Genomic DNA, 26,417 nt, shown 5'->3' on the forward strand with positions numbered 1-26,417 from the left:
GTTGACGATGCCGACAGGAGGAAGCCGCGTGACGGCGCAGCAGCAGGACCCGGCCGCCGGGCAGCCGATCGCCATCGTGGGCATGGCGTGCGAGTTCCCCGGCGCGGACGGCGTCCCGGCGTTCTGGCGGATGCAGCTCGACGGGGTGGACGCCACCGCGGACGTGCCCGCCGACCGGTTCCCGGTCGACGCGTTCCACGACCCCCGGCCGCGGACGCCCGGCCGGATCGTCAGCCGCCGCGGCGGCTTCCTGCCCGGCATCCGGGGCTTCGACGCCCACTACTTCGGGGTGTCCGGCCGCGAGGCGAGCCACATGGACCCCCAGCAGCGGCTGCTCCTGCAGACCGCCGCGGCGGCCGTGCGGGACGCCGGCCTGACGCCGGAGCGGCTCGCGGGCAGCCCGACCGCGGTGGTCGTCGGACAGCGGACCGCCGAGTACTGGGACCTGCTGCGGGCCGCCGGGGCGCTGGACATCTACGCCAACACCGGTACGTCCCGCAGCGTGCTGTCCGGCCGGCTGTCGTTCTTCTTCGATCTGCGCGGCCCGAGCACCTCCGTCGACACGGCCTGCTCGTCGTCGCTGGTGGCCGTGCACCAGGCGTGTGCCGCGCTGCGCGCCGGGGAGGCGACCCTCGCCCTGGCCGCGGGGGTCAACCTGGTGCTGACGCCGGAGGAGAGCATCACCTTCTCGCAGGCGGACATGCTCTCCGCGGACGGCCGGTGCAAGTTCGGCGCGGCCGACGCCGACGGCTTCGTCCGCAGCGACGGCGTCGGCGTCGTGGTCCTCAAGCCGCTGGCGCGGGCCGAGGCCGACGGCGACCGCGTCCACGCGGTCATCCACGGCTCGGCGGTCGAGAACGAGGGCCGCAGCAGCGGATACCTGATGACCCCGTCCCGGAGCGCCCAGATCGACACCATGCGGCACGCCTGCGCGCGCGGTGGTGTCGACCCGCGGGCCGTCGGCTTCGTGGAGGCGCACGGCACCGGCACGCCCACCGGCGACCCGATCGAACTGCGCAGCGTGGACGCGGTGTACGGCAGCGGCGCGGGCCGGTCGGCCGCGGACCCGGTGCTGGTCGGCTCCGTGAAGACGAACATCGGCCACACCGAGGCGGCCGCCGGCATCGCGGCGCTCATCCGGGCGGCGCTGTGTGTCGCGCACGGCGTCGTCCCGCCCAGTCTGCACAGCGGCCGCCTGACCGACGCGGTGGACTGGGACCGGATGGCGCTGGAGATACCGCAGACCGTCCGCGACTGGGGCCGGGACGGCGCCCTGCGGTACGCCGCCGTCAGCTCGTTCGGCATCTCCGGCACCAACGCCCATGTCGTCCTCGGCGAGCACCGCCCCGCGACCGTGCCGCCGCCGCCCGCCGAGCCGCGGCCGTACCTGCTCGCCCTGTCCGCGCAGACACCCGCCGCGCTGCGTGAACTCGCGGACTCCTACGCCGACTTCCTCGGACCCGACGGGGAGGGGCGCCGGTACCCGCTGCGCGACGTCAGCTTCAGCGCACTGACCCGCAGCGCCCATCACCGGCACCGTATGACCGTGCTCGCCCGGGACCACGACCAGGTCGTCCGGCAGCTGCGCAAGGGCCGGCCGATCGTCGCCGCCAGGTCCGGCGCCCGGTGGAGGACCGTCTTCGTGTTCCCCGGCCAGGGCTCCCAGTGGGCCGGTATGGGACGCGGGCTCCTGCGCACCTCCGCGGTCTTCCGGGAGGCGATCGAGGAGTGCGACCGGCATGTGCGTGCCGAGCGCGGCTGGTCGGTGGCCGAGCGGCTGGCCGGTGACGACGAGGCGGCCTGGCCGATCGACGTGGTGCAGCCGCTGCTCTGGGCGACCGAGGTGGCGCTGGCCGCGCTCTGGCGGTCGTGGGGTGTCGAGCCCGATGTCGTGATCGGGCACAGCATGGGCGAGGTCGCGGCCGCCTGCGTCGCCGGCGCCCTCACCCTGGCCGACGGCGCGGCGGTGATCTGCCGCCGCAGCGCCCTGCTCCGGGAGATCGCCGGCGCCGGGGCGATGGCCGCGGTCGACCTGCCCGCGGACGAGGTGCGCCGGGAACTCGCCGACGTGCCGGACGTGGACGTCGCGGTGAGCAACGGCCCGCGGCGCACCATCGTCTCGGGCCGCACCGAGGCGGTGGAGAAGGTGCTGGCCGACCTGGCGGAGCGGGACGTCCTCGCCAGGATCGTGAAGGTGGACGTCGCCTCGCACAGCAGTCAGGTCGACCCGCTGCTGGACGCGCTGCGCGCCGCCCTGGAACCGGTCCGGCCCCGCAGGGGTCGGGTGCCGCTGCGCTCGACGGTGACCGGGGAGCTGCTGACCGGCGAGGAGCTGAACGCCGGCTACTGGGTGCGCAACCTCCGCGACGAGGTCCGCTTCCACGCGGCCGTCGACGCCGAGACCGCCGGCGCCGAGGCGGCGGCCGTCGTCGAGATCAGCCCGCACCCCGTACTCAGCGCGGCGGTGAAGGAGTGCCTGCCCGAGGAGCGCGCCGACGACCAGGTGGTGCCGTCACTGCTGCGCGACACCGACGACCTGACCGCGCTGCTGACCTCCGTCGGACAGCTCCACCAGGCCGGATACCCGCTGCGGCACCGTGCGCTGTTCGACGGGCCGGCCACCTTCGTGGGGCTGCCCGCCTATCCGTGGCAGCGCACCGAGCACTGGCTGGAACCGGCTGCCGGGACGGGCGTTCCGCGGACGACTCTCGCGGCCACGGCCGCGCCGGACCTCCCGGGCGGGCACCCGCTGCTCGGCGCGCACACCGTCCTCGACGACGGCGTGCACCGGTGGGAGGGGCCCGTCGACCTGGAGCGCAACGCCTACCTCCTGGACCACCAGGTGCAGGGCCTGGTCATCCTGCCCGGCACCGCGTATCTGGAGCTGGCGGCGGTGGCCGCGGCCGAGGCCTTCGGCGGCGGCGTCACCGACGTCGTCGTCACCGACGTCCGCTACGACAAGGCGCTCTTCTGCACCGCCGAGGCCCCGCCGCTGCTGCGGGTGACGCTGCGGCCGGCCGGAGCGCGGTGGGACTTCGACGTGGCCACCGCCGACGGCACCGGCTGGACCCGGCACGCGCACGGCCGGGTCGGGCGGGCGCCCGCCGACGCACCCGCCGACGGCGTCCCGGAGGGCACGCCCCGCCAGGTAGCCGCACGGGTCCCCGACCACCTCACCGGCGCCGAGTTCTACCGCCGGTTCGCGGCCCGCGGCAACGACTGGCACGGCGTCTTCCGGGGCATCGGCCAGGTGTGGCGCGGTGACGACGAGGCGCTGGCCGAGGTCGTCGTCCCGGCCGGCCTCGCCGAGTACGAGCGGCACCACGTCCATCCGGCGGTCCTCGACGCCTGCGGACAGGTGCTGGCGGCGACCCTGCCCGACACCACGGTCCCCGGTGACCAGCACGCCTTCGTCCTGGGCTCCGTCGACGCGTTCCGCCGGTACCGGCCGCTGACCGGGACCCTGTACAGCCATGTGGTGCAACGCGACCTGACGGCCGAGTCGTTCAGCGGCGACATCGCCGTCCGCGACGGACAGGGCAGGCTGCTGGCCGAGTTCCGCGGCCTGCGGATCCGCTGGCTGCTGCGCCGGGAACAGCCCGGCCCGCCGACCGGCTGGCTGTACCGGCCGCGGTGGACACCGGCCGCCGTACCGGTACCCGCGCCCGCGGCCGTGCCGGAACCCGCCGGCGCCTGGCTGGTGTTCGAGGACGAGGAGGTCGGGCCGCGGCTCGAACCGGCGCACGGCGCGCGGATCGCCGTACGGCCCGGGGAGCGGTACGAGCGCACCGGCGACGGGACGTACCGCATCGACCCGTCCCGTCTCGACGACTACGCCCGGCTGCTGTACGAGGTGGGCCGCGACCGCCCCGAGGGGGTCGACGCGGTGGTGCATCTGTGGAGCACGGGGGCGTCGCGACCGGTGGGGGCGGTGCCGCTGGGGCTCGGCAGCGCGCTGCTGCTGGACCGGGCGCTGTCCATGGCGCGCCGGGACGGCCCGCCGCCCCGGCTCGTGCTCGTCACCCGCGGCGCCGAGACGGTCCTGGACACGGACGGGGCACCGGACCCGGAGCAGTCCGCCGTGTGGGGCTTCGGGCGTACGGCGGCGAGCGAGCTGTCCGCCGTCCGGCACATCCTCATCGACCTCGCCGCGGACGCCGGTGCGGCGCAGGCGGAGGCACTGGCCCGGGAGATCGCGGCCGACGACGCGGCCGAGGACCAGATCGCGCTGCGGGCCGGCGCCCGGTACGTCCTGCGGCTGCGCCGCGCATCGACGGCGGCCGGTGCCGACGGTGTCACCGGGACCGGTCCGGCCGACGACCGCCGTGGCGGCCCGGGGCGCGCGGCGGCCGGGGCGCGGCCCCCGGCCGCCGGTGAGGTGCGGATCGCGGCGGCGTACGGCGGGGTCGGCTTCCGCGACGGGCCCCCGGCCGACGGGGCCCGCCCGAGCCGGGACGGGGACAGGGACGTGGACGGCCGGCCCGGCTGGGAGACCGCGGGCGTGGTGACGGCCACCGGTTCCGGCGTGCGGGGACTGCACGTGGGCGACCAGGTGGTCGCGGTCGCCCGGCCCGGAACGGCCACGCGGGTCCTCGCGGATCATCGGCTGACCCACCGCGTTCCCGACGGCCTCGGGCTCGCGGCGGCCGCCACCGTCCCGGTCCCCTACCTCACCGCCTGGTACGGCCTCATGGAACCGGCCGCCCTCCGGACCGGCGAACGGGTGCTGATCCACGGCGCCACCGGTGATGTGGGGCTCGCCGCGATCCAGCTGGCCCGGTGGCGGGGCGCCGAGATCTACGCCACCGCGGGCAGCGGGAAGCTGCGGGCCCTGTTACGGGCCATGGGTGTCGCCCATGTCGCCGACTCCGGGGCCGACTTCGCCGGTCCGCTGCTGGACGCGACCCGGGGGGCGGGGATGGACGTCGTCCTCGACTCGCCGACCGGGACGGCCGTCGACCAGAACCTCGGCCTGCTCGCCCCGTACGGGCGCTATGTGGCACTGGCCGGGCGGGGTCCGGCGGACGGCCGCCCGCCGGGGCTGGGCGGCCTGCCGCGCAACGCCTCCTTCCGGGTCCTCGACATCGCCGCCCTGTGCCGTGACCGCCCGGAGCCGACCGGCGCGCTGCTCGGCCGCCTGCTGCGGCTGGTCGCGGCCGGTGAACTCGCGCCCCTGCCCGCAGAGTTCTGCCCGCCAGACGCCGTCGACGCGGCGGTCGCCGACATGTCCGAGTCCCGGCGTATCGGGACGCTCCTCGTGGACCTGCGCACCGCCCCGGCGGCGGACCCACCGGCGCCCGCGCCCACCCGGATGCGGCCGGACGCCACCTATCTGGTGACCGGCGGCGCCGGGGGGATCGGCTCCGGGCTGGCCCGCTGGCTCGTCGCGCGCGGCGCCCGGCATCTGCTGCTCACCGGCCGTTCGCTGCCCGGTCCGGCGTCGCCGTCCGGGGGTGACATCGCGGCCCTGTTGGCGGAACTGCGCGGCCAGGACGTCGAGGTGCAGTACGCGCCGGTGGACGCGGCGGACGAGCGGTCCATGCGGCGGCTGGTGGAGAACCGCCGCGCGGCGGGCCGCCCGCCGGTCCGGGGCGTCTTCCACACCGCCGGTGTCTTCCTGTACCAGCCGATCGGCGACACCACCCTGCGGGACCTGGAAGCGGTGCTGCGGCCGAAGCTGGCGGGCGGCCGCGTCCTCGACCGTCTCTTCGAGGACGACCTCGACCACTTCGTGCTGTTCTCCTCCGGGAACGCCCTGCTGGCCTCGCCCCAGGTCGCGGCGGGGGCCGCCGCCAACGCGGGCCTCGACGCGATCGCCCGCGGCCGTCGCAGCCGGGGCCGCAGGGCGCTCGCGGTGAACTGGGGTTTCTGGACCGACCGGGGCATGGCCGCACGGGCGGGCAGCGACCTCGGGCGGAACCTGATCCCACGGGGCATGACCGGTTTCACCTCCGCCACGGGGTTCGAGGTACTGGACCACCTGCTGGCCACGGGCGCCCCGGACACCGTGGTCATGCCGGTGGACTGGGCCCGATGGCGGGCCGCGTACCCGATCGCGGCGGCCTCCCCGTTCCTGCGAGACGTCGTCGACGCCCCACCCACGCCACATACTCCCGCACCACACAGGCCGGGGCCGGGAACGGGACTGGGATGGGGGCCGGGGCCGGGGCCGGGGCCGGGGCCGGGGCTGGGGCTGGGATCGGGACCGGAGTTGGGATCGGGGCCGGGATCGGGACCGGAGCTGGGACCGGGATCGGGATCGGGACCGGGGCTGGGATTGGGACCAGGAACGGGACCGGAGCTGGGACCGGGATCGGGATCGGAATCAGGGCCGGGGCTGGGATCGGGGCCGGGATCGGGATCAGGGCCGGGGCTGGGATCGGGGGCGGGGCTGGGATCGGGGGCGGTTGCGGCTCCGGTTCCGGCTCCGGCTCCGGCTCCGGAGTGGGAGTCGGGTGGTGTGGTGGCGACCGTCGTGGACCGGGCCGGGCTGTTCCTCGGCGAGGTCGCCGCCATCCTGCGCGTCGACTCCGCGCATCTCGACCCCGACCGCGACCTGACCAGTCAGGGACTCGACTCGCTGATGGCGGCCCAGCTCCGACAGGAGGTACACCGCTCGCACGGGGTCCTGCTGCCGATCGGCAGGATCCTCAGCCGGGCGACGCTCAGCGAACTCACGGACCAGCTGAGCACCGCGGAAGGACCGGGGTGATACCGCCACAACCAAAGCCCGGACCGGCGAGTCTCCTCTCGTGACGGGTGGAGGCGCGGATGGATCGGCACAGGTCCTTTGCGAGCGGCGGCCGGTACGAGTACGCCGCTCCCTCCGGGTGGGAGGTGCCGGCGGCCCTCGTCGCCATCGTGGTGTGGTGGGCGTTCGGGCCGCTCGGGGATCTGTGGCTCTACGCCCTGGGCTGGACGGCGGCGCTGACCGCGGTGAACGGTGTCCTCGGGCTGCTCAGGGTCCGCCGCGGGGCCGCCGTTCCTTCGCCGGGCGGCCTCGTGGCGGACCTGCTGCGGCTCGGCCCGGAGTCGTGGCTGCTCGCCCCGCGCTGGGCCAGGGTCCGCATGGCCGTCGGGGCCTTCCTGCTGTTCGCCGTCTTCGCCGCGGGCATGGGATGGCAGGCCGGAAAGGAGTACCGGCTGCTGGCGGACCTCCGGCAGCACGGCCGGCGGACCGACGCGGCCGTGATCAGGATCAGCGGCCGGTCGGAGGAGGGCCGGGTGAACGCCGTGACCGTCCGCTTCAGCACACCGACCGGCCCCGTACAGGCCCGTGTCGACATCCCGGGCACCTCGGCCGACTCCCCGCAGCCGGGCATGTACGTACCCGTCGTGTTCGACCCGGCGCACCCCGCCGAGGTCCGTCACCTCTCCTACCTCGACGGAGACGACGCCAAGGGAATCCGGCTGGGAGCGATCGTGGGCGGGCTGCTCGCGGCAGGGTTCCTGGCGGGCACCGTCGGCGAGGTGGTGCGCGCCCGGCGGCAGACGGAGACCGCGCCCGCAAACGGCTCCCCCGGTACTGCCCCGCCGGAGTAGTGTCCGCGGGATGACCTCGACGCCCACGGACCTTCTGGCACGCGCCCTGGACACCCCGGGCGAGCCCCGGCTGCGGCCACTGCCGCCGGTCGTGGCGGAGTTGCTGCGTTCGCTGAACGCCCCGCCCCGGCTGGCGGCGCACCTGCGGGCGGTCCATGACGTCGCGGTCGATCTGGTGGACTGGGTGCGGGACCGGTATCCGGATCTGGCCGTCGACCGCGACCGCGTTCTCTTCGGTGCGGCGACCCACGACGTGGGCAAGGTCCTGCATCCCGCGGAACTCGCCGGGCCCGGCTCGGCCCACGAGGCGGCCGGTCGTGACCTGTTGCTGAGCCGCGGGTTCGGCCCCGCACTGGCCCGGTTCGCCGCGACCCACGCCGACTGGGACGCCCCCGGTGTGACACCGGAGGATCTCCTCGTCAGCACGGCCGACAAGATATGGAAGGACAAGCGCGTCCCCGGCCTGGAGGACAGGCTCGTCGCGGCGCTGGCGGACGCGACGCGACGGGAGCCCTGGGAGGAGTACCTCGCGCTCGACGACCTGCTCACCCGCCTCGGTGCGGACGCCGCCCCCCCGTCTGGCTTTCCAGGCGGCCTTCCCGGTGCGCACCTGACCCGGCCGCCACGGAGCTCATCACGGCGTCGGTGGCGGTGCGCGTACTCCCACTCCCGCCCGGCGGCGAGGGCGGCCGGTCAGACCGTGACGGAGCAGCGGTTCGCGGCCCGGCCGGCCGAACCCCCGGCCGCCGATATCCGCTCGCCGGTCCGGAGGAATTCGGCGGGTGGCGGGGAAGTCCCGCCGCAACGCTTCGGAACGCCCGGCCGGTGGATTCCCGCACGCTTGAATTCGGTGCTCGCGTCCGGCGGGAGATGCCGTTTCTCCCCGAACTCGGCCCGCCGTCCGGCCGCCCGTGCCAACAGCCGATCGAAATGCGCCATGAGGGATTCCCCTCGTATTTGCGGACGGTTCCCTCTCCCGCCACACCGTCACGCCGTTGCTCGACGACTTGCCGTCCATCATGGGGAATTGACCGCGCTCGGCAAGGGAAATCCCCCTGTGCGCCGGCACCCGGAGGTTTTCCGCAACGTTCCCGCCCCGTTCCCGCCCCGGGCCCACCTGGGCGGTCCGTCGGCAACAGTCGCTTGCCGCTCGGCGATCCGGGCCGCGCCGCCGGTCCGCACGGTGTCGCCGCGACGGAGCACCGCCACCCGGTGACCGATGTGCCCCACCACGGACAGGCCGCGGGTCCCGAGGAGGCGGGCCACCCACTCCGGTCGCCTCCTGGATCCCACCGCCCGAGCACGCGCGCGGCCGACGGCGGGCCGGACGGCTCCTGTGTCGTGCCGCGGGTGCCCCGATGGCCGGCGGGCGAATTCAGGCCATGTTCCGGGGCGCCGATCGAGCGTTCCGGGTGTGTCACCGCGCCGAGTGCCCCAGCCGTGGCACGGCGGTTACGGCCGCGCGGGTTCGACGGTCGTCGCGATCCGGCCGCACGTCGTCACGCGGACACGTCCCGGCGGAACTGCCGGACCGCAGGGAGTTCGAGCGATACCACGAATGCCATCGGCCGCCGCCACCGGAGAACGGCCTCGAAGTCGGGCCCGAAGCCGATCCGGGAACCGTGCCGATATCCGCCGCGCCTTTTCGCCCTGGGCCGCGCGATCGTCTGCCGACGCGCCCCTGGTTCTCCTTTTGATCCGACCCTTATGACAATAAGGTTGACCTTTCAAGGTCCACGCCGTTGGATCTCATCCGACGCGAAGGTGCCATGGCGGGTCCGCACGCTTGTCATGAGCACGCACGAAAGGAACATATCGCCATGCGCGTTCCGCCGGTCGGCATCCGAAAGCCGGCCATCGCATGAGCAGTCCCTCTCCCGCCCCGCGGCCCGCGGCCGCGGCGGACGGCCCCGGTACGGCGCCGGCGGTCGCGCACGGAGCGCAGGAGACGCCCGCCGAGCCGCGCAAGGAGGCGCTGCACCATGCGATCGCGCGCACGCTCGACGAGTTGCCCGAGCCGAGTCTGCGTCTGCTGGCCGCGATGGCCGTGGTGAACCAGGAGACCCCCCTGCCGATCCTCGCCGTCATCGCGCACGTGGCCGATCCCAGCGCCGCGCTCGACGACCTGATCGAGGCCGGGTTCGTCACCTGGCTCCCGCGCAGCCTCGCCCAGCCGGTCGGCATCAACTCCGAGTCCTTACGCGCCGTCGTGTACTGGAACCTGCCCACATCCCTGCGCCGGGCCATGCACCTCGCCTCGGCCGAGCAGGTCAGCGGCGTCCACGGGCACCAGCACGCGCTGCTCGGCGCCCGCCGGCGCGATCCCGAGCTTGCCGCGCGGCTGGAGGACGAGGCGACGCGCTACCACAAGGCCGGAGACACCGAGCGGGCCGGAACCCTCCTGCTGTGGTCCGCCGACGTCTCGGTGGACAGGGACGAGCGGGAACGCAGGCTGCTCGTCGCGGCCCTGTGGGGCCAGGAGATGCCCACCGCCGGCTGGGCGGCGGCGCTCGGCGAACGGCTCGCCCTTCTCGAAGCCAGCGTGGCGCGCAATCTGTTCCTCGGCCAGCTCGCCGCGCGCGAGGCCCGGTACGAGGCCGCCCACGCGCTGTTCGACCAGGCCAGGGAAATCGTCCGCGACCGGCCCTTCGTGGAGCGCGCGACCGTGGAACTCGCGGCCGCGACCCTGCACGCGGACACCGGGCACCTCGACGCCGAGGAGCGGATCGCGCTGTCCCTGCTGGCGCAGGACGGGCTCCCGGAGGAGTTCCGAGAGTGGTCGGTGTGGTTCGCGGCGGACGCGTACGGCAGGATCCACCGTTCGGTGGAGGCCTCGCTTCGCCGGCTGGAGCTGCTCGCGCCCGAGCTCGGCGCGCCGGAGGCCGACCGGCCCGGACACGGCATCCTGCGGTGGGCGCGCGGCATGTGGCTGGCGCACAGCGGCAGACCGAGCCAGGCCCTGGGCGACCTCCAGTGGGTGCTGCGTTCGCACGACGGCCCGGCCGGGCCGGTGCTGCCGCTGTCGTACGGCCTGCTCGGCTACGCCCTGTTCCAACTCGGCGACTGGCAGGCGGCGTTGCGTGAGGCCCACGAGGGCATGCGGGTGGCCGGGGCCCGCAACGACCGGCGCTACGGCATCCCGGCCGCCTCGCTCGCGGCGGGTATCAGCGCGCTGCGCGGCGACTGGCAGGAGGCCGCCGAGCAGGTGGACTCCGTGACCGACGACCAGCGCACGGTGGGCCAGGCCCGCTACGGGGTGTTCCCGGCGGTGGCCGCGGCGACGCTGGCCCAGGCACGCGGCGAGCCCGGTCGCGTCCTGGCCGTGCTCGCCCCCGTGGCCGCGCAGCCGGGGCTGTTCGCGCTGGAGCAGTTGCTGTGGCGTCCCCTGTACATCGAGGCGCTGATCGACACCGGCCGGCTCGCCACCGCGCGCACCGCCCTCGCCTCGTTGCGCACCGCCATCGCGGCCGACGCTCCCCCGACGGCGGTCATGGCCAGGCTCGAAGCCCGGATCCTCACGGCCGAGGGCGATCCGGCCGCCGCGGCCGAGCTGCTGGCCGGTGCTGCCGAGCAGTCGGCGGACGAGGACTCGCCGTTCAGTCTCGCCCAGCTCGAACACGACTACGGCAGGCTGCTGTTGGGCTCACGGCGCCGAAGGCCGGCCATCAGGTGGCTGCTGTCGGCACACGGCCGCTACGTCGATCTCGGTGCGCGGCCGTTCGCGGAACGGTGCCTCAGACAGCTGAAGGAGGCCGGCGCGCACATCCCCGGGGCCGGCACCGCCGGCGGGGAGGAGGGTGCCGAGACGGCCGCCCGCTCAGCCGTCGAACTGACCCAGCAGGAGTACCGCATCGCGCAGCTCGCCGCCCAGGGACTGACCAACCAGCAGATCGCGCGCGCCCTGTTCGTGAGCGCCAAGACGATCGAGTACCACCTGGGAAACGTCTTCACCAAGCTCGGCATCGCCTCCCGCCGTCAACTCCGCGCCGAACTGGACGCGCTGACGGGTCATCACATCGAGTAGCCGCACGTCACGGAACCGGCCGCCGGGACGGAGCCTCCGTGACGTCCTCAGATCAGACCCTCGCGGATGGCGAACGCGACCGCGTGGGTCCGGTTCCGCAGCTGGTAGCGGACCGTGACGTCGTGCAGCACGCTGGCCACGGTGCGTTTCGAGTAGGCGAGTTCGCCCGCGATCTCGGTGGTGCCGAAGCCGTCGGCCGCCAGCCGCAGTACCCGGCGTTCGCGGTCGGAGAGTCCGCTCAGGGTCAGCCCCTGGGGGCGCAGCACGTGCTGCTGGAGCCGTCCCACCTGTTTGAGCAGACGGGTCAGCAGATCGGAGGGCAGGGCCGCGTTGCCCGAGGCGGCCCTGATCACCGCCTGGGTGAGGGAGGTCGCCGTGGCCTCCCACCGCCACAGCACCGCGCAGGCTCCGGACTCGACGACGGTCAGCAGCTCGTCGTCCGACAGGGCGGAGACGACGAGCACGGCCTGCGCCCCGTCCCGCGAGCGCACCGATCTGATCGCGTCGAGGGCGGGCACCGTCAGCGCGTCGAGCGCGAACACCACCACCTGGGCCGATCCGCCCCGGGGTAACGAGTCGACGAGTTCGAGCTCGGCGCGCTGCCGCAGCTCGGTCGCCAGTCCCGCTCGTGTGATGGGGTCGTCCGCGTAGACCGACACCGGTATCCGACGTTCCAAAACGACCTCCGGGTTCCGAGTGTGTGCCGCCTGTGCGGCTCGTTCACAAAATGAACACATCCCGCCTGGGGATGTCGACTAGGGAAGCTCCTAGGCGGTGCCTAGTCGTGCATCGGGGGTCGCCGAGAGCGGCAGCGCCACGCCGCCGTGAGCGGGTGCCGCCGCACGTCCTGGCTGCGCTTTTCGCTGCACGATCACGCAGGCGCCGGGCCGTGCGCGCTGCCAGTCTGTTCCGGCACGGTCGGCCGCTCCGCGCCACGTGCCGCGCTGCCGTGCGCGCTCGTCCGGCTGACCTGGGGCGAGCGGGACGGGTAGGCAGCGCGCTTCCCGAGGAACGTGGCACGAGGAACGAAGAGGGGGACCGGGCCGATGGGAGTTTCCGTCGTCTTCGAGGACGGCAGCGACGCGGTCGAGGTCGTGCCGGGCGAGGAGGCCGTGTGCCTCCTGCGCGTGGAGAACACCGGGATGGTCGTCGACCGGGTCCTGCTCGACGTGCTCGGCGAGGCCGCCGAGTGGGCGAGCGTCGAGCCCGCACAGGCCAACCTCCTGCCGGGCGAGGTCACACAGGTCCGCGTCCTCTTCCGGCCGCCGCGAACGGCCACCCGGACCCCGGGCGAGGTGCGGTTCGGGCTGCGCGCGATGTCGACCGAGGACTCCGAGGGCTCGTGCGTCGAGGAGGGCAGTGTCACGGTCGCGGAATTCGGCGACCTCGGCGTGCAGTTGGTGCCCAAGAGCTCGACGGGACGACGCTCGGCGCGGTTCAGGCTGGTCGTGGAGAACCGCGGCAACCGGCCGGAGCAGGTGCGGGTCGAGGCGCTCGACCCGGAGGTCGGACTGGGCTTCAAGACGAAGCCCGCGGTGTTCGTCGCGCGACCGGGCACGGCGACCTTCGTGCGCCTGAAGGCCGTGCCGCGCAAGACGTTCCTGCGGGGGCCCAACCGCACGCTGCCGTTCGAGGTCTCCGCGTTGCCGGAGCGGGGTGAGGCGGCCAGGGCCGAGGGCGTGATGCTGGAGAAGCAGACGCTGCCCGAATGGCTGCTGCCCGTGCTCGGGATCGCGGTGGTGGCCTGCGGCCTGCTCATCGCGCTGTGGATGACCGTGCTCCAGCCCGTGGCGCACTCCGCCGCGTCGGCGGCGGCGGACGCGCAGAACGCGGCCAGCTCCGCCAAGTCGGCGGCGGCCAAGGCCATGGCGACCGCCAAGCCCTCCAAGTCCGCCAAACCCGCGCCGCCCACCGAACTGGCCGTGAAGATCGCCTCGCCGACCGTCGTCACCGGTGCGACCGAGTCGGCGACCGGCACCTTCTCGGGCGGCAGCGGCTCGAACCCCAAGCTCGTGTGGACCTCCTCGGCCCCGCGTGTCGCCAAGGTCTCGCAGCGCGGCGTGGTGACCGCGCTCAGTCCGGGTACGGCGATCATCACCGCGACCGGCGCCGGAGGTACGGCGTCCACTGCCTCGGGGGCTCCCTCGGCGGCGTCCACGGCCACGGCGGGCGCGTCGCCCGACCCGGGCACGGGCTCGCCGAGTGCCGACCCGGCGGGCACGCCGGGTGCGAGCGCCGCGGCCGCGGCGGTGCTGTCCGGTTCCGTGACGGTCAACGTGGTCGGCCCGGTGTCGGTCACCACGACCACGCTGCCGGAAGCGGCCCGCGGCAAGACCTACTCCGCGTCCCTCGGCGCCACCGGCGGCACCGGCTCCTACACCTGGTCGGTCAGTTCCGGGTCGCTCCCGGCGGGGCTCTCGCTCTCGCCCCAGACGGGCGCCCTCACCGGCACCCCGGCCACCGCCGGGACGAGCAGGTTCACCGTACGGCTGACGGACCCCGGACCGCCCGCCCAGTTCACCACCAGGACCTTCAAGCTGACCGCCCTCGGCTCGCTGGCCGTGAACAGTTCCTCGCTGCCCGGGGCGACCACGGCCACCGCGTACTCCCAGACACTGGAGGCCGTCGGCGGGACCGCCCCCTACAAGTGGTCGCTCGCCCCGGGGCAGGGCACGTTCCCGCACGGCCTGCGCCTCGACCCGGACTCCGGGGCGATCACCGGCATCGCGGCACAGGCCGGTACCTACGGCGTCACCGTCCAGGTCACGGACTCGGCCAAGCCGGGCCAGACGGCCACCCAGCACCTGACCCTGACGGTCGCCAAACCGCTGACGATCGGCACCCTGGGCCTGCCGGACGGGGTCACCCACACGTCGTACTCGCAGGCAATGAACGCCTCCGGCGGCGTCGAGCCGTACACGTGGTCCGTCTCCTCCGGTTCGCTGCCCGGGGGGCTGACGCTCAGCCCGAAGTCCGGGGTGCTCGGCGGGACTCCGCAGGCGGACGGTTCCTCGACGTTCACCGTGCGCGTCACCGACTCCGCCAAGCCCGCCCACACCGTGTCCCAGGCGTTCACCGTCGAGGTGGTGACCGGCTTCGCCGCCACGACGTCGAGCATGCCCCAGGCGACCTACAGCAAGGACTACCGGACCCAGCTGACCGCGGCCGGCGGCTCCCCCACGTACGTGTGGACGCTGACGGGCACGCTGCCGCCGGGACTGAACCTCGCGCCGAACGGCCTGATCACCGGCAAGCCGACCGCCACCGGCAGCTTCCCGTTCAGTGTGCAGGCGACCGATTCGAGCGCGCCCCCGCTGACCGCCACCAGATCCCTGACCATCACGGTGGTGGCCTCGCTGCAGATCGTCACCACGTCGCTGCCGCACGCGCTGACCGGGCAGCCGTACTCGCAGACCCTCATGGCGATCGGCGGTACGGCCCCGTACACCTGGTCCGTGACCTCGGGCGACCTGCCGGACGGCCTGAGCCTGAATCCGGTCACCGGTGTCATCAGCGGCACACCCGAGTCCACCGGTACCGCGTCGCTCGACATCTCCGTGTCCGACTCGGGGCCCACGCCCCAGACCGCGAACCTGTCCCGGCTCTCGCTGACGGTCGTCCTGCCCCTGGGCTTCCAGGAGCCCTCGACCATCCCCGAGGCGGCCCTGGGGTTCCCGTACAAGGGATTCTCGCCGACCAACGTGATCGGCGGCTCCGGCAAGTACAGCTGGTCGGTGACCGAGGGAGCACTGCCGGACGGCCTTCGGCTCGACCGCGGCACCGGGGCCGTCACCGGCACCGCGCAGTCGCCCGCCAGTGCCGGGACGTACCAGTTCACGATCACGGTGAGCGATGCCACGGACTACACGGTGACCGCGAAGACCAGGGTCTCCGTCACCGTCGTCAACCCGTTGACCGTTCAGAGCACCTACCCCTGGAGCGGCACGATCGGCACGTCGTCCCAGATGACGGTCCAGCCGGCCGAAGGTGTGGCGCCGTACCACTTCGCCCTGGCCGACGGCGCCCCGAAATGGATGTCGATCGACCCCTCGACGGGCGTGCTCACCGCCACCCCGGACGGTCCCTGCCGGAATCCCGTCTCCACCGAACCGTCCACCGGATCCGTGGAGATCACCTGCGACGCGAACCACTTCTCCGGAGAACAGGTGAAGATCACCGACGACCTGGGCGAATCCGTGACGACCACGGTGAACCTGACGGCCGCCGTGCCACCGCTGGACGTGACGTTCAACACGAACACCCACACCCAGACCGGGGGTTCCCCGCTGACGAGCTTCGACGTGACCGTCGGAAGCCCGTCCGGCGGGTACGGCGCCGGCTCGTACTCGTTCACCGCCTCGCCGCTGCCCTGCGACACCTCCGGGCCCGACTGCGACTCGATCGACTCCGACACCGGGACGGTGAACGGAAACCTCGGCCAACTCGACGGCCAGAAGCACACCTTCACCGTGACGGTCACGTCCACGGACCCGAAGGACAGCACCAACACGATCACGACCACCTTCGACGAGTCCATCCAGACGCAGCCCGCCCCCACCCCCAGCCCCACTCCTTCCAGCGCGGGTTCGACCCGTGGAGGCTCCGCATGACCGGATCACCCAGCGGATCACCCAACGGATCGCCTGCCGCGTCACCGGCCGTGGCGGTGCCGTCGGTGGCCCCGCTGGCCGTCCTGGTGCTCCAGACGGCCGCGGCCCTGGAGAACCTCGCCGTCGAGTCCTACACGACCGCGGCGGGCCTGCCCTTCGTGGTGCGGGGGAACGCGCGGTTGCGGGAACTCGTGGCCCGCAACCGGGCGCACCACATCGCGCACGCGCAGACGTTCAACCGGGCCGTCGCCAAGGCCGGCGGGGCGCCGCAGCATGCCCCCGACGTGCGGTACGCCCCGACCGTGAGCCGGCGGCTGGCCGCCATGACCGACGCGGACTCGCTGGTCGGCCTGCTCATCGAACTCGAAGGCATCAACGCCCAGACCTGCACGCGGTACGCGAGCCTCGCCGAGGGCGGCCGCCTGCGCTCGCTGTTCGTGAGCGTCGCGTCGGTCGAGGCGCAGCACGGTTCGGAGCTGCTGATCCTCCCCACCCTGCCGGACGGCGGCAGCGCCGTGACACACGCGACCGGGGCCGCCGTGCGGGCGGTCCCGGCGGCGGCCGGCACGGCCGGCATCCCGCATGCCGCGTTCCCCACCGGGAACGCTTCCGCGATCAACGAAGGAGCGGTGCGATGAGCGGCACCGGACACGGGACGGACGCGCAGTCGTCCGACGCGGAGGGGACCGACGCACAGCCGTCCGACACGGAAGAGACCGACGCGCTGGGGGCCGAGGCGCAGGAGACCGGCGCGCAGTCGTCCGACACGCTCGCGGACGGCGGTCGCCCGGACGGCTCGAAGCCGAAGAGCCCACCGTCGCGGCGGTCCGTCGTGCTGAGCGCCGCGGGGATCGCCCTGGGCGCGGCGGGGATCGGTGTCGGCCTCGCGCTGAACGCCTCCGGCGGCGGTCACCACGCGTCGTCGCCGTACTCCGGGGACCTGCGGACCGTGGCCCTGGCCGCCGCGCTGGAGAACCAGGCGGTGCGCGCCTACCAGGCCGTCGACGAGGCGCTGCGGGCCAGGAGGTTCGGCCCGGCGGTCCCCGCGCTGGCCGCGTTCGTGCGGACCGCCGCGGCCCACCATGCCCAGCACGCCGCGACCTGGAACGCGATCCTGCGCGGGGCGCGCAGGCCGGCCGTCACCGGGGTCCCGCTCTCGGACCACGCACGGCTGATGGACACGATCCGGACGGCGTCGAGCGTGGCCGAGATCGTGTCCGCGGTGCAGGATCTGGAGCACCGTGCGGCACAGACCCACACGGCCGCGGCCGGGAGCCTGGCGGGCACCGGGCCGGCCGTCGTCGCCGCCGCCACGATCGCGCCGGTCGAGGCGATGCACGCCGCGACGCTGGGCTATGTGCTCGGCGGCCGGTCCCCGGTGGCGAGCTTCCTCGACCCGGCCGGGGCGCTGCGGACCACGGAACTGACGGTATGACGGCTCGCCGCGGGCCCTGTCGGGCGGGGCTTGCCCGCACCCGGGCCTGAGTACGCGTGCGTCACCGCCCGGCCGGCATCGAAGGAGACCCATGAGCATGCTGCGGGACGCGGATCTCTCGCTCGCGAACTGGCTGGGGAGCGTTCTGCCGCCGGGCACCGGCGTCAGGTTCGACGCGCCGCGCGCGGACTGGGAGCGGCCGGGATCCGGGCAGCCGTTCGTCAGCCTGTTCCTCTACGACATCCGCAGGGACGGGCAGGACCTGCCGCCCTCCGGATGGTCGGAGGTACGCGATGCCGACGGGCGGCTGGTGGGCAGGCAGCCCGCGGTGCGCCGCTACCGGATCTCCTACACGGTCACCGTCTGGGCGGGCCCGGCGGCCACCGGCCACGAGACGTCCCAGGAGGCGTTGCAGGAGGCGTCCCGGCGGGCCGTCGAGGAGCACGACCTGCTCGGCCTGCTGATCGACGCCTGTACGAACACGGACACCATCGTGGGCGGCCATCTGGCGGGAGCCCTGGCCGAGGCCGGGCTCCCGCCCCTCGTACGCTGCGGGGGCGACGAACCGGGGCGCTCGGCGCAGGGCCTGTGGCCGGGACTCGGGATCGCGCCGCGCGCGCATCTGACGCTGGAGCTGGTGGTTCCCGTGCTGCCGCCCATGGTCACCGACCTGGCACCGCCGGCACGCGAGATCGTGCTCGGCGCGGGCCGGTTGCCCACGCCCGGTCCGACGGGCCCGACGGGTCCGACGGGCCCGACAGCCCCGACCGGCGGGGACAACGGGGGCGGTGCGGTGACGGCCGGTGCGGCCCCGTCCCGCCCGGCACCGGCCGGGACCGCGGGAACCGTGCGGCGCTGGGAGCGGCGCACGATCACCGAGCCCCTGCAGGCCGCACCCCGGCCGGGAAACGGGTCGTAGGCCCACGGCCGGAGTACGCCCGCCCCGCCGCACCCACCGCACCCACTCCCTCCGCAGCCACTCCCTCCGCGCCCGGCGGAGCCGCCGTACGTCCCGTCCTCAGCTCGCGGTCACCGAGGCGTTGGTGGTGATGAACCGCGCGGTACCCGGCTTCGTCGGCACCGTGTCGGGCACCGGGCCGGCCGGAGTCGGCTGGGTGGCGGGCGTCTCCACCGTGAACAGGGCCGTGAACGTGCCGCCCCCGACCAGGATCGGCTTGCCGCCGTTGGTGGTGCGCCGGGTCAGGTTCGCCGGCAGCAGCGTGAGCGTCAGGGTGCCGGTGCCGGGAACGGTGAAGGGCGGTGCCGTGTACACCAGCGGCACCCGCAGTGCCATCGGCAGTTCGTCCCCCTGGAGGCAGACGGGCATTCCGCCGACGGTCACGTTCGTGCTCGAACCGGTCAGTGGCAGCGGCGCCGCCAGGGCCGGTACGACCGCGGGCTCCGGGATGGTCACTTCGAGCAGGTCCCCGGTCCTGATGACGAAATCCGCCACGCCCACCCCCCTGTCACGTCGTGAAGCCGAACAGCTCGATCTCGGCGATGGCCACGGTGGATCCGTGGCTGCCCGGATACACCGCGCCCACCTCCATCCGCATGCTGGTGACCAGGTTCGCGTGGCTGACGGAGAACGTCTGGTCCTGGGAGGTGTCCTTCGGGACGATGGTGAAGGACTTGCCGTTGGAGTACGTCAGCCGCAGTTCGCTGGGTCTGCCGTCCTGGACGTAGGCGTCGCTGGCGCCCGAGCGCAGGATGATCTTCTGCACCGTCACATGGTGCTCGAACCTGAAGGTGAGGGCCGGCTCGGCCGAGGTCGACCAGGGCGCCAGCCAGTACCTGTTGGTCACCTCGTCCGCGGCGTTCAGCGCGGGGTGTCCGTGCGCCGAGACGTTCGCCGTCACGCTGACGGCGTGGATCGGCGAGAGCTCGTGGCTGATCGTGCCGGTGGCCTCGGTCTTCAGGCGGCGTACCCGGCCGTCGACCGCGTGCTGGAACGGCGGGTACGTGCCGTAGAGCGTGCCGGCGCAGAGCAGGGCCACCGCGATGCCGATACGGCCCTTGCGGTAGATCTGCCGGAGCACGAACTTCAGGTCGAGGCCGGGCTTCGCGAGGTGCGCGGCGGAGTTGCCGTCCGCCTGGCCGCCACCCGCGTCCGGAGTGAGCTGGACGACGCGGGGTCCGCGCCGGGGTACGAATCTTCGCCACCACGGTTCCCTGACCTTCGCCGCCTCGACGAGCGAGGCGCCGCAGCGGCTGCAGAAGCTGCGGGTGCTCGGATTGCCCTCGCCGCACGCCCCGCACACCAGGTCGCCCGGGTGCAGCCGACGGGTCGGCGCGGTCCTGGTCACCGCGACCGCCCGGGCCCGCGCGATCTGCGGCGCCTGTTCGCGAATCGCCTCAGGCGCCCGCGCCGGGGCGGTTCCGTCCCCGGCGGGGGCGGGACCTGCGGGCGCGGGACCGGCGGGCGGCGCCTGCGGCGCACGTGCCTCGGGCCCGGCTCCGGGCGCGGAATGCTCGACGGGCGCTACCAGAGCCGCGGCGTCGCGACGCCGGTCGGCGGGCGGTGGTGGTGGTGGTGCGACCGAAGCCGCCGTGGTCTTCCGGGCCGACGCGGGCGGGGGCGGGGGCGGCGGTGGAGGGGCAGCAGCCGAAACCGCGCTCTTCCGAGCCGACGCCGACGGAGGCGGGGGCGGGGGCGGGGGCGCAACAGCCGCCGCCGCGCTCTTCCGAGCCGAAGGCGGCGGGGGCGGAGGGGGAGGCGGAGCAGCCGACGGTGTGCTCTTTCGGGCCGATGGAGGCGGGGGCGGAGGTGGAGGGGCCGCAGCCGACGCCGTGCTCCTCCGAGTCGGCGGGGGCGGGGGCGGAGGTGTGGGGCCAGTCGGTCTCGGCCGTGGTGCGGGGGGTGGCGGAGGCGGGGGCGCGGCGGCTCCGGGACGCGGTGCCGCGGGCGCACCCGGGCGTGGCGGCGGGGCTCCCGCAGGGCCTCGCGGCCCGGCCGGCGGGGCCTGCCGTTCCGTACCGGCGGGGCCGGCGGAATCCGGCCTGGGACCGGCGATGAAGGTGTTCGTCCCCTGGATCACGCGCTGCAGCAGGCCGACCCGCGGTTCGGCGGCCGCCTGCTCCTGCTGCTGCTCGATCTCCTGGACCACCTCCTGCGCGACCTTCGGCGCCTGCTTCTCCCCGGTCCATTCGAGGAAGCCTCCGCAGGAGCCGCAGAAGGCGTCGTCCTCAGCGTTGCGGAACCCGCACTTACGACAAACGATCATCTCTCCACGACCTCCAGCCCGTGCGGAACATGCGCGGGCTTCTCCGCAACGATCAGTTCCTCCAGTGCCGCGACATCCACCGGCGTACCCCTCGGCACCGTCACCCGGACGGCCAGCCGGGCCGCCTCCTCGCCCGGCAGCGGGGTGTTCGGGGCCGCGGACCAGCGGACCCCGCCGCTCTCGGCGAGTTCCACCTCCCCGCCGGTGACCAGTTCGACCAGGGTGCGCAGTCCTTCGGCGGTGCCGCGCAGCCGGTAGAGCGGCACCGAGTGCGCCACGGCCGCCCGCTGCCGGTCCAGGGGCCAGTTCTCGTCCAGGACCGTGCCCAGCCAGCCGGCGAGCCACCGTACGAAGTCGTCGGGCGCGAGCATCGGGTCGGTGTAGGCCGCCAGGCAGTCCAGTGTCGAGATGGCCGGCGCGAGCACCTCGTCCAGGGCCCCGGTCCACCGCATCGCCACCGGGTCCTCCTGGAAGACCGCGGGCAGCAGGGTGCCGATCGGATACGGGGTGTCCAGCCCCGCCACGGCTCGGCGCATCAGTGTGCCTCCACTCTGACCTGGTGCTCGTAGGAGAACACCAGGCTGTTGGCGTCGAGATCGATCCGGCGGGCCTCCTTGCCGCGCGCCCCGGTGACCGGGTCGGCGGAGAACAGCCGTACGTCCTCGACCAGTTCGACGCCGTGCACCTGTTGCAGCCGGCCGAAGATCTCGCCGGACTGCACCGGGCGGCCGAACGGCCAGCCGGCGCCCTCGGGCCCGCCGCCGGGCAGCGGATTGAGATAACGGTGGAGGGCTTCGAGCGCGTCCTCGCGCACCCGGTCGACGTTCACCCGCGGCCGGGCCACCAGCCGGGCGACCACCGTGACGCCGCGGTAGAGCGGCGGTTCGAGCATGACGCGGGTGCCCACGACCCGCGCCCGGTCGAGCCGTTCGGCGATCCGGCGCAGCGTCGGCTCCGGCGGGACGAGGTTCTCGAACAGGATCCGGCCGTCCCGCATGGCCGCGGCCGGGACGACCAGCACCCGGACTCCCCCGGCCTCGGCGGGGTCCTGGCCGGTCGGCACGCAGCGCACCCGGGCGATCTCCGGCGCCGCCTCGCGGGTCAGGATCTCGTAGTCCTCCGCCGTCACCGCGCGGCTGCGGGTGCGGACCAGCAGCGGCCCGCGGTTCTTCGCCTCGTCGAGGGTCTCGCCGTCCACCCCGCCCTGGGCCGGGCGCCGGTTCTCCACCGCGGAGACGGACGGGACCGAGGACTTCAGCCGGCAGACCGACCCGGCCGCGACGTTCCCGCGGGCGCCGCCTCCGGTCGCGTACCCGCGGATCCGCACCTCGGCGCCCTTCTCGGGCACGGCGCCGTGGCGGCGCAGGCTGCCGTCGCTCTCGCGGACCGCCGGACCGAACAGGACGAGTCCGGAGACCGCGTCCAGGGCGAAGTGCCGGTCCTCGGGCCGGCTGTCGGCGAAGTGCTCGACCTCGGTCCACTCCAGCCAGCCGTCCGGTGAGCTGGTCTCCACGACCGGCGAGCCATAGCCGGCCAGCACCGGGCTGTGCCGGAGCGGGAACTGCTGCCCGGGCACGCCCTCGGCCTGGCCCAGCTCCTCCAGCGCGACCGGTTCGGCGTGCACGGCCTCGACCGTGCCGCCGACCGTGCAGACGGTCAGCCCGTCGACCACGGGCGAGTCGGTGTACGGGGGTTGCCCCTCCTCGGGCTCGGTGACCCGGGCCCTGAGCCAACCGGCGCGGTCGCCGTCGACCACGCTCGCCCGGTGCGCGGCCGGCACGTGCAGGACGATCGCACCCGAGGTGTTCAGGCCCCCGGTCTCGTCGAGCCCCGCCTCGCACTGCGTCCAGCCCTCTCCGGTCCATGCCTCCCAGATCAGCGGGGGGTGTTTCGGGTTGACCCCGACGCCCTCGACCCGGCCGCGGAATCCCAGTCGGACCACGCACCCGGGCACCGGGTCGGTGAGGCCGATCAGCAGCGCGTCCCCCGTCCCGGGGCGTCGGCGGAACACGGGGAACGGCCGGCCGTCCAAGAGCAGCCGGGAGCGGTCCGCGGTCTCGGCCGGCTCGCCGTCCCCGGCGCCCGCACCGGCCTGTTCGCCCTCGGACTCCGGTTCGACCGCGGTCCGGATCCTGGCGAGTGAGCAGGGCACGACGGCCAGGTCCTCCCGGGTGCTGAAGACGATCGACTCGGCGGTGGCGGTACGGAGTGTCCCCACCCGGGTGCCCGCGGCGATCGTCAGCCGGGTGTGGGCGGGACTGGAGAGCCAGAAGGTGACGGGGACGCGCGCCGGGGTGGGCGGGAGGATGCGCAGGCCGATCAGGTTGAGGAAGGTGACGTACAGCCGGTCGGGCACCTGGTTGAGCCGGTAGAGCAGCTGGTCGGTCAGGTGGGCGAAGGTCTCGATCAGGGTGATGCCCGGGTCGGAGACGTTGTGGTCGGTCCACTCCGGGCAGCGCCGCATCACCAGGCGCTTGGCCTCGTCGACCAGGTCCTGGAACCGGCGGTCGTCGAGGTCGGGGGCCGGCAGGGGCATCAGTACTCGCCCTCCTCGTGCTCGGGGATGGTGTAGAAGGGGAAGACGAGGTTGCGCGGGCTGTTGGTGCCGGGCACGAGGTAGCGGATGTCGATGTAGAGCAGACCCGGCCGGTCCTCGTCGGGGTAGACGTCCACCTCGGCCACGTCGACGCGCGGCTCCCACTGCTCGATCGCGTCCCTGACCACGTCGGCCATCTCGGCCGTCCGGTGGACGCCGGCTCCGTCGAAGATGTAGTCCCGCAGGGTGCTGCCGAACCGTGGCCGCATCGGGCGCTCTCCGGGATAGGTCTCCAGGATCAGCCGCATCGACTGCTCCAGTTTGGCGGTGCCGGAGGCCATGGCCGGCGTACCGGTGGGTTCGAAGGCGAACGGGAACGCCCAGCCGGTGCCGATGAAGTCGGTCATCGCCGTCGCTCACCCGCCCAGCGAGACGGAGGCGCCGGAGAGGGAGACGGTGCCCTGGCTCTGGATGGTCAGCGAACCGGCGGACTTCAGCGTCAGCGAGTCCCCGCCGTCGATGGTCACCGTGCCGCCCTCGCCGGTCACGATGTTGACCGTCCCGGCCCGGCCGCACCTGATGGTGAGCTGCCCCGCCGGGTCGGTGGGCGCGCAGGCGAGCTCCACCGACCCCTGGACGACGTCGATGCCCAGTCCGAGTCCGCCGTCGCCGGTGCCCAGGGTGATCCGCGACCGCTGCGGCTTCGGTTCCTCGCCCATCTCGTCGTGGAACACCAGCCGGTTGCCCGAGGCCGAGACGAACCCGCGGCGCGCGACGGACGAGTCCGCGCCGCCCGGTCCCCGCCGGACGGCATCGCCGCCGAGGCTGTAGCCGCTGTGCTCGGTGACGAGGCCGCCGAGCACGTACGGGCGGCGCGGATCGCCGAACTCGAAGCCGACCAGGACCTGGTCGCCGACCTCGGGCAGGAACATGGCGCCGCTACGCCGGCCGGCGCCGAACTGGACGACCGGGGCCCAGTCGGTGCGTACGTCCGGGGACAGCCACGGCAGCGTCAGCCGTACCCGGGCGTGCCGGTCGCCGATGTCGTCGACGACGGCGCAGACGAGACCGGGGATGCGCACCGGGTCGGTGCCGCCGGCCGTGGTCAGGCCGAGCAGCGAGCGGTCGTGCGCGCCGCCGGCGGCGAACTCGGTGTGGTAGCCGCTCTCCGCCATGTCGAACACGTGTCGGGCGCGGGTGACCAGCCAGGTGGCGGGAAAGCGGCCGGGGATGCCGGAGACCCGGACGGTGGCACCGGCGCGGATCGCGGGGTCGCCCGTCGCCTCGCCCTCGGCCTCGGCGAAGGTCCCGCCGACCGAGGCGGCGAGGGCCGCGGCCGCGGCCTCGGCGTTCGCGACCGGCAGCGTACCCACGACGTGTGCGGTCGGGCTCGGTGCGGGACCGAGGCCCTCCCTGGCGCCGGGGCCCGCCCCGGTCCGCGGGCCCTGCTCGTGCGCGGCGACCGCTCCCAGCGGACCACCCGCGGCGGCGCTGAAGAGGGCGGCGACCTCGGTGAGGCCCTGTGGGGGCGCCGTGGCGGCGCCGGCGGAGGACGTCTTCGTCGGGGCCGCGGCGGAGAGCGTCGCCCGCAGCGGGTCCCAGACCCGGACCTCGGCCTCGGGGGCCAGGTTGCCCGCCGTGACGCGCGGCTCGAAGCGCAACAGCGAGCCGGGCATGGTCAGTTCCGGCAGCCCCAGGGCGGAGTCCGCGAGCGCGGAGGCCTTGCGGAAGTGGAAGTGCCCGTCGGACATGCCGAATTCGAAGCCGATCTCGCGTGCCCGCTGGGCCAGGAACTCCCAGTCGCTCTGGTTGCACTGGAGCAGGTGCTCGTGGACGGTCGCCGTCTCGGTGATCCCGCCGACCGGCAGCCTCGCCTCCTGGGCGATCCGCCGGGCGATGTCCGAGTCGGTCGCGTCGTCGAACGACCTGGTCCTGCGCGCCCGTTGCAGCCGGTGGCACAGGTCGTAGCCACGCACCACGGTCCGCCCCGCTATGCCCTGGTAGTAGCCCTCGATGGCGGTGACCTCGCCGACGACCAGCCGACGGTCCGGCCCGGATCCGACCCGGATCTCGACGCGCGTGCCGATCCGGAGGTCGGCGCTGTCCAGCGCGGCCCCGGTGAGGTCCGCGAAGCTGAGGGCGAACATCGCCGGCAGCAGCAGCTGCGTACTGACCTCGGCGCGCACCAGACAGCTCGCGGCGACGCCGGACAGCTCCCGGCCGGGGGCGGCGCCGACCAGGACCGTCGGCCACACGCTGGCGCCGAGGTCCGACGACACGGTCATCGCCCGCCCTCCTGTGCACCCGGCAGGTACACGTGGGTCCCCGGCCGCACCCGCAGCGGGTCGTCGAACCCGTTCGCCGCGGCGATCTCCCGCCAGCGCCCCGGCCCGCCGTAGCACCGGGTGGCGAGTTCCGGCAGGCTCTCGGCACCGGCGAGCAGGTGCGTGCGGCGCCCCGCCAGGCCGCCGGAGCTCGGATTGGTCGGCCCCGGTGCCGACGGGATCGAATGGAGCGTCAGGTCGACGACGGCCCGCACCGGCGCCCCGGACTGGCTGAACCTGGTGTACGTGACGGTCACCTGTTTGAGATAGACGAGGTAGATCTGGGTGCCCCACACGAACCTCAGCCGGGGCAGCTCGACCCAGCTCGTGGCGTTCTTGTCGGTGACGGTCACGTAGTGGGACCAGTCGAGCAGGCGCCGGCAGGCCGCTGCCACGTTCGTGTACCTGCCGTTGAAGGTCAGTGCGCGCAGGGCGATGCTCGTGGTGCCCCTGGCCCTGTCCTGTTCCTCCACGTTCTGGGCGGCCAGTACGACGCGCGGGGTGGGCGCCTTCGGGGCCGAGTTCCCGGCGCCCTTCTGCCCCTTCCCGGCGGACCCGGCGGACATGGGCTCCTGCGCGGTGTGCGAGATCGTGATCGTCGCCGGGTTGAAGTCGAACTTGATGTAGTCGGCGTCCGTCGACCGCGCCGGGCCGAGTTTCGCGACCCGCACCGGGGTCAGGGCGGCGCGCCCCTGCTGCAGCGTCTCGGGGGTGACCATGGG

Annotated in this window: 15 protein-coding genes and 1 pseudogene; 8 read left to right on the forward strand and 8 right to left on the reverse strand. The window is 74.2% G+C overall.

Annotated features, from left to right (window positions below):
- The first annotated feature begins 28 nt into the window (after positions 1-28).
- The 4 genes and pseudogenes from IEZ11_RS31290 to IEZ11_RS31305 all read left to right on the forward strand — a co-directional run bounded on the left by IEZ11_RS31290 (position 29) and on the right by IEZ11_RS31305 (position 11,566).
- Positions 29-6,712, forward strand: a complete 6,684-nt coding sequence (locus IEZ11_RS31290; RefSeq protein ID WP_189266281.1) for a type I polyketide synthase — start codon at positions 29-31, stop codon at positions 6,710-6,712.
- A 59-nt stretch (positions 6,713-6,771) separates the two neighbouring features.
- Complete coding sequence (locus tag IEZ11_RS31295) at positions 6,772-7,542, forward strand: DUF3592 domain-containing protein (protein WP_189266282.1); 771 nt, start codon at positions 6,772-6,774, stop codon at positions 7,540-7,542.
- Between the two features lie 10 nt (positions 7,543-7,552).
- A pseudogene (locus tag IEZ11_RS51220) lies at positions 7,553-8,156 on the forward strand (HD domain-containing protein).
- Between the two features lie 1,247 nt (positions 8,157-9,403).
- Positions 9,404-11,566, forward strand: coding sequence for a helix-turn-helix domain-containing protein (locus IEZ11_RS31305; protein ID WP_189266284.1), 2,163 nt, complete (start codon positions 9,404-9,406; stop codon positions 11,564-11,566).
- A gap of 47 nt (positions 11,567-11,613) precedes the next feature.
- Here the strand turns inward: IEZ11_RS31305 and IEZ11_RS31310 are convergent, their stop codons facing one another.
- Positions 11,614-12,243 (reverse strand): response regulator transcription factor, encoded by a 630-nt coding sequence (locus tag IEZ11_RS31310; protein ID WP_229713466.1) that lies wholly within the window; start codon positions 12,241-12,243, stop codon positions 11,614-11,616.
- A 369-nt stretch (positions 12,244-12,612) separates the two neighbouring features.
- Here IEZ11_RS31310 and IEZ11_RS31315 point away from each other — a divergent pair, with 369 nt between their 5' ends.
- From IEZ11_RS31315 to IEZ11_RS31330, 4 genes are all read left to right on the forward strand, one after another.
- The gene (locus IEZ11_RS31315) at positions 12,613-16,176 is read left to right on the forward strand and encodes a putative Ig domain-containing protein (protein ID WP_189266286.1); all 3,564 of its coding nucleotides are present in this window, start codon (positions 12,613-12,615) and stop codon (positions 16,174-16,176) included.
- Positions 16,173-16,814: a ferritin-like domain-containing protein gene (locus tag IEZ11_RS31320; protein WP_189266287.1), complete on the forward strand. Its 642-nt coding sequence runs from the start codon at positions 16,173-16,175 to the stop codon at positions 16,812-16,814. Before IEZ11_RS31315 ends, IEZ11_RS31320 begins: the two co-directional genes overlap by 4 nt.
- Entirely contained in the window at positions 16,811-17,611 is an 801-nt protein-coding gene (locus IEZ11_RS31325; RefSeq protein WP_189266288.1) for a ferritin-like domain-containing protein, read from the forward strand. Before IEZ11_RS31320 ends, IEZ11_RS31325 begins: the two co-directional genes overlap by 4 nt.
- 91 nt (positions 17,612-17,702) lie before the next feature.
- Positions 17,703-18,530, forward strand: a complete 828-nt coding sequence (locus IEZ11_RS31330) for a Pvc16 family protein (protein WP_189266289.1) — start codon at positions 17,703-17,705, stop codon at positions 18,528-18,530.
- A gap of 99 nt (positions 18,531-18,629) precedes the next feature.
- Here the strand turns inward: IEZ11_RS31330 and IEZ11_RS31335 are convergent, their stop codons facing one another.
- The 7 genes from IEZ11_RS31335 to IEZ11_RS31365 form a co-directional block, all read right to left on the reverse strand.
- Positions 18,630-19,064 (reverse strand): contractile injection system spike tip protein, encoded by a 435-nt coding sequence (locus IEZ11_RS31335; protein WP_189266290.1) that lies wholly within the window; start codon positions 19,062-19,064, stop codon positions 18,630-18,632.
- A gap of 13 nt (positions 19,065-19,077) precedes the next feature.
- Entirely contained in the window at positions 19,078-19,917 is an 840-nt protein-coding gene (locus IEZ11_RS31340) for an NADase-type glycan-binding domain-containing protein (RefSeq protein WP_189266291.1), read from the reverse strand.
- A gap of 914 nt (positions 19,918-20,831) precedes the next feature.
- The gene (locus IEZ11_RS31345; protein WP_189266292.1) at positions 20,832-21,371 is read right to left on the reverse strand and encodes a phage tail protein; all 540 of its coding nucleotides are present in this window, start codon (positions 21,369-21,371) and stop codon (positions 20,832-20,834) included.
- Complete coding sequence (locus IEZ11_RS31350; RefSeq protein ID WP_189266293.1) at positions 21,371-23,371, reverse strand: putative baseplate assembly protein; 2,001 nt, start codon at positions 23,369-23,371, stop codon at positions 21,371-21,373. Before IEZ11_RS31350 ends, IEZ11_RS31345 begins: the two co-directional genes overlap by 1 nt.
- The gene (locus IEZ11_RS31355; RefSeq protein WP_189266294.1) at positions 23,371-23,778 is read right to left on the reverse strand and encodes a GPW/gp25 family protein; all 408 of its coding nucleotides are present in this window, start codon (positions 23,776-23,778) and stop codon (positions 23,371-23,373) included. Before IEZ11_RS31355 ends, IEZ11_RS31350 begins: the two co-directional genes overlap by 1 nt.
- Positions 23,779-23,787: 9 nt before the next feature.
- The gene (locus tag IEZ11_RS31360) at positions 23,788-25,656 is read right to left on the reverse strand and encodes a phage baseplate assembly protein V (RefSeq protein WP_189266295.1); all 1,869 of its coding nucleotides are present in this window, start codon (positions 25,654-25,656) and stop codon (positions 23,788-23,790) included.
- Complete coding sequence (locus IEZ11_RS31365; protein ID WP_189266296.1) at positions 25,653-26,414, reverse strand: CIS tube protein; 762 nt, start codon at positions 26,412-26,414, stop codon at positions 25,653-25,655. The genes IEZ11_RS31360 and IEZ11_RS31365 overlap by 4 nt, the downstream gene beginning before the upstream one ends.
- Between the last annotated feature and the right edge of the window lie 3 nt (positions 26,415-26,417).

It is taken from the genome of Streptomyces fuscichromogenes, assembly GCF_014645815.1.
Classification (GTDB): domain Bacteria; phylum Actinomycetota; class Actinomycetes; order Streptomycetales; family Streptomycetaceae; genus Streptomyces; species Streptomyces fuscichromogenes.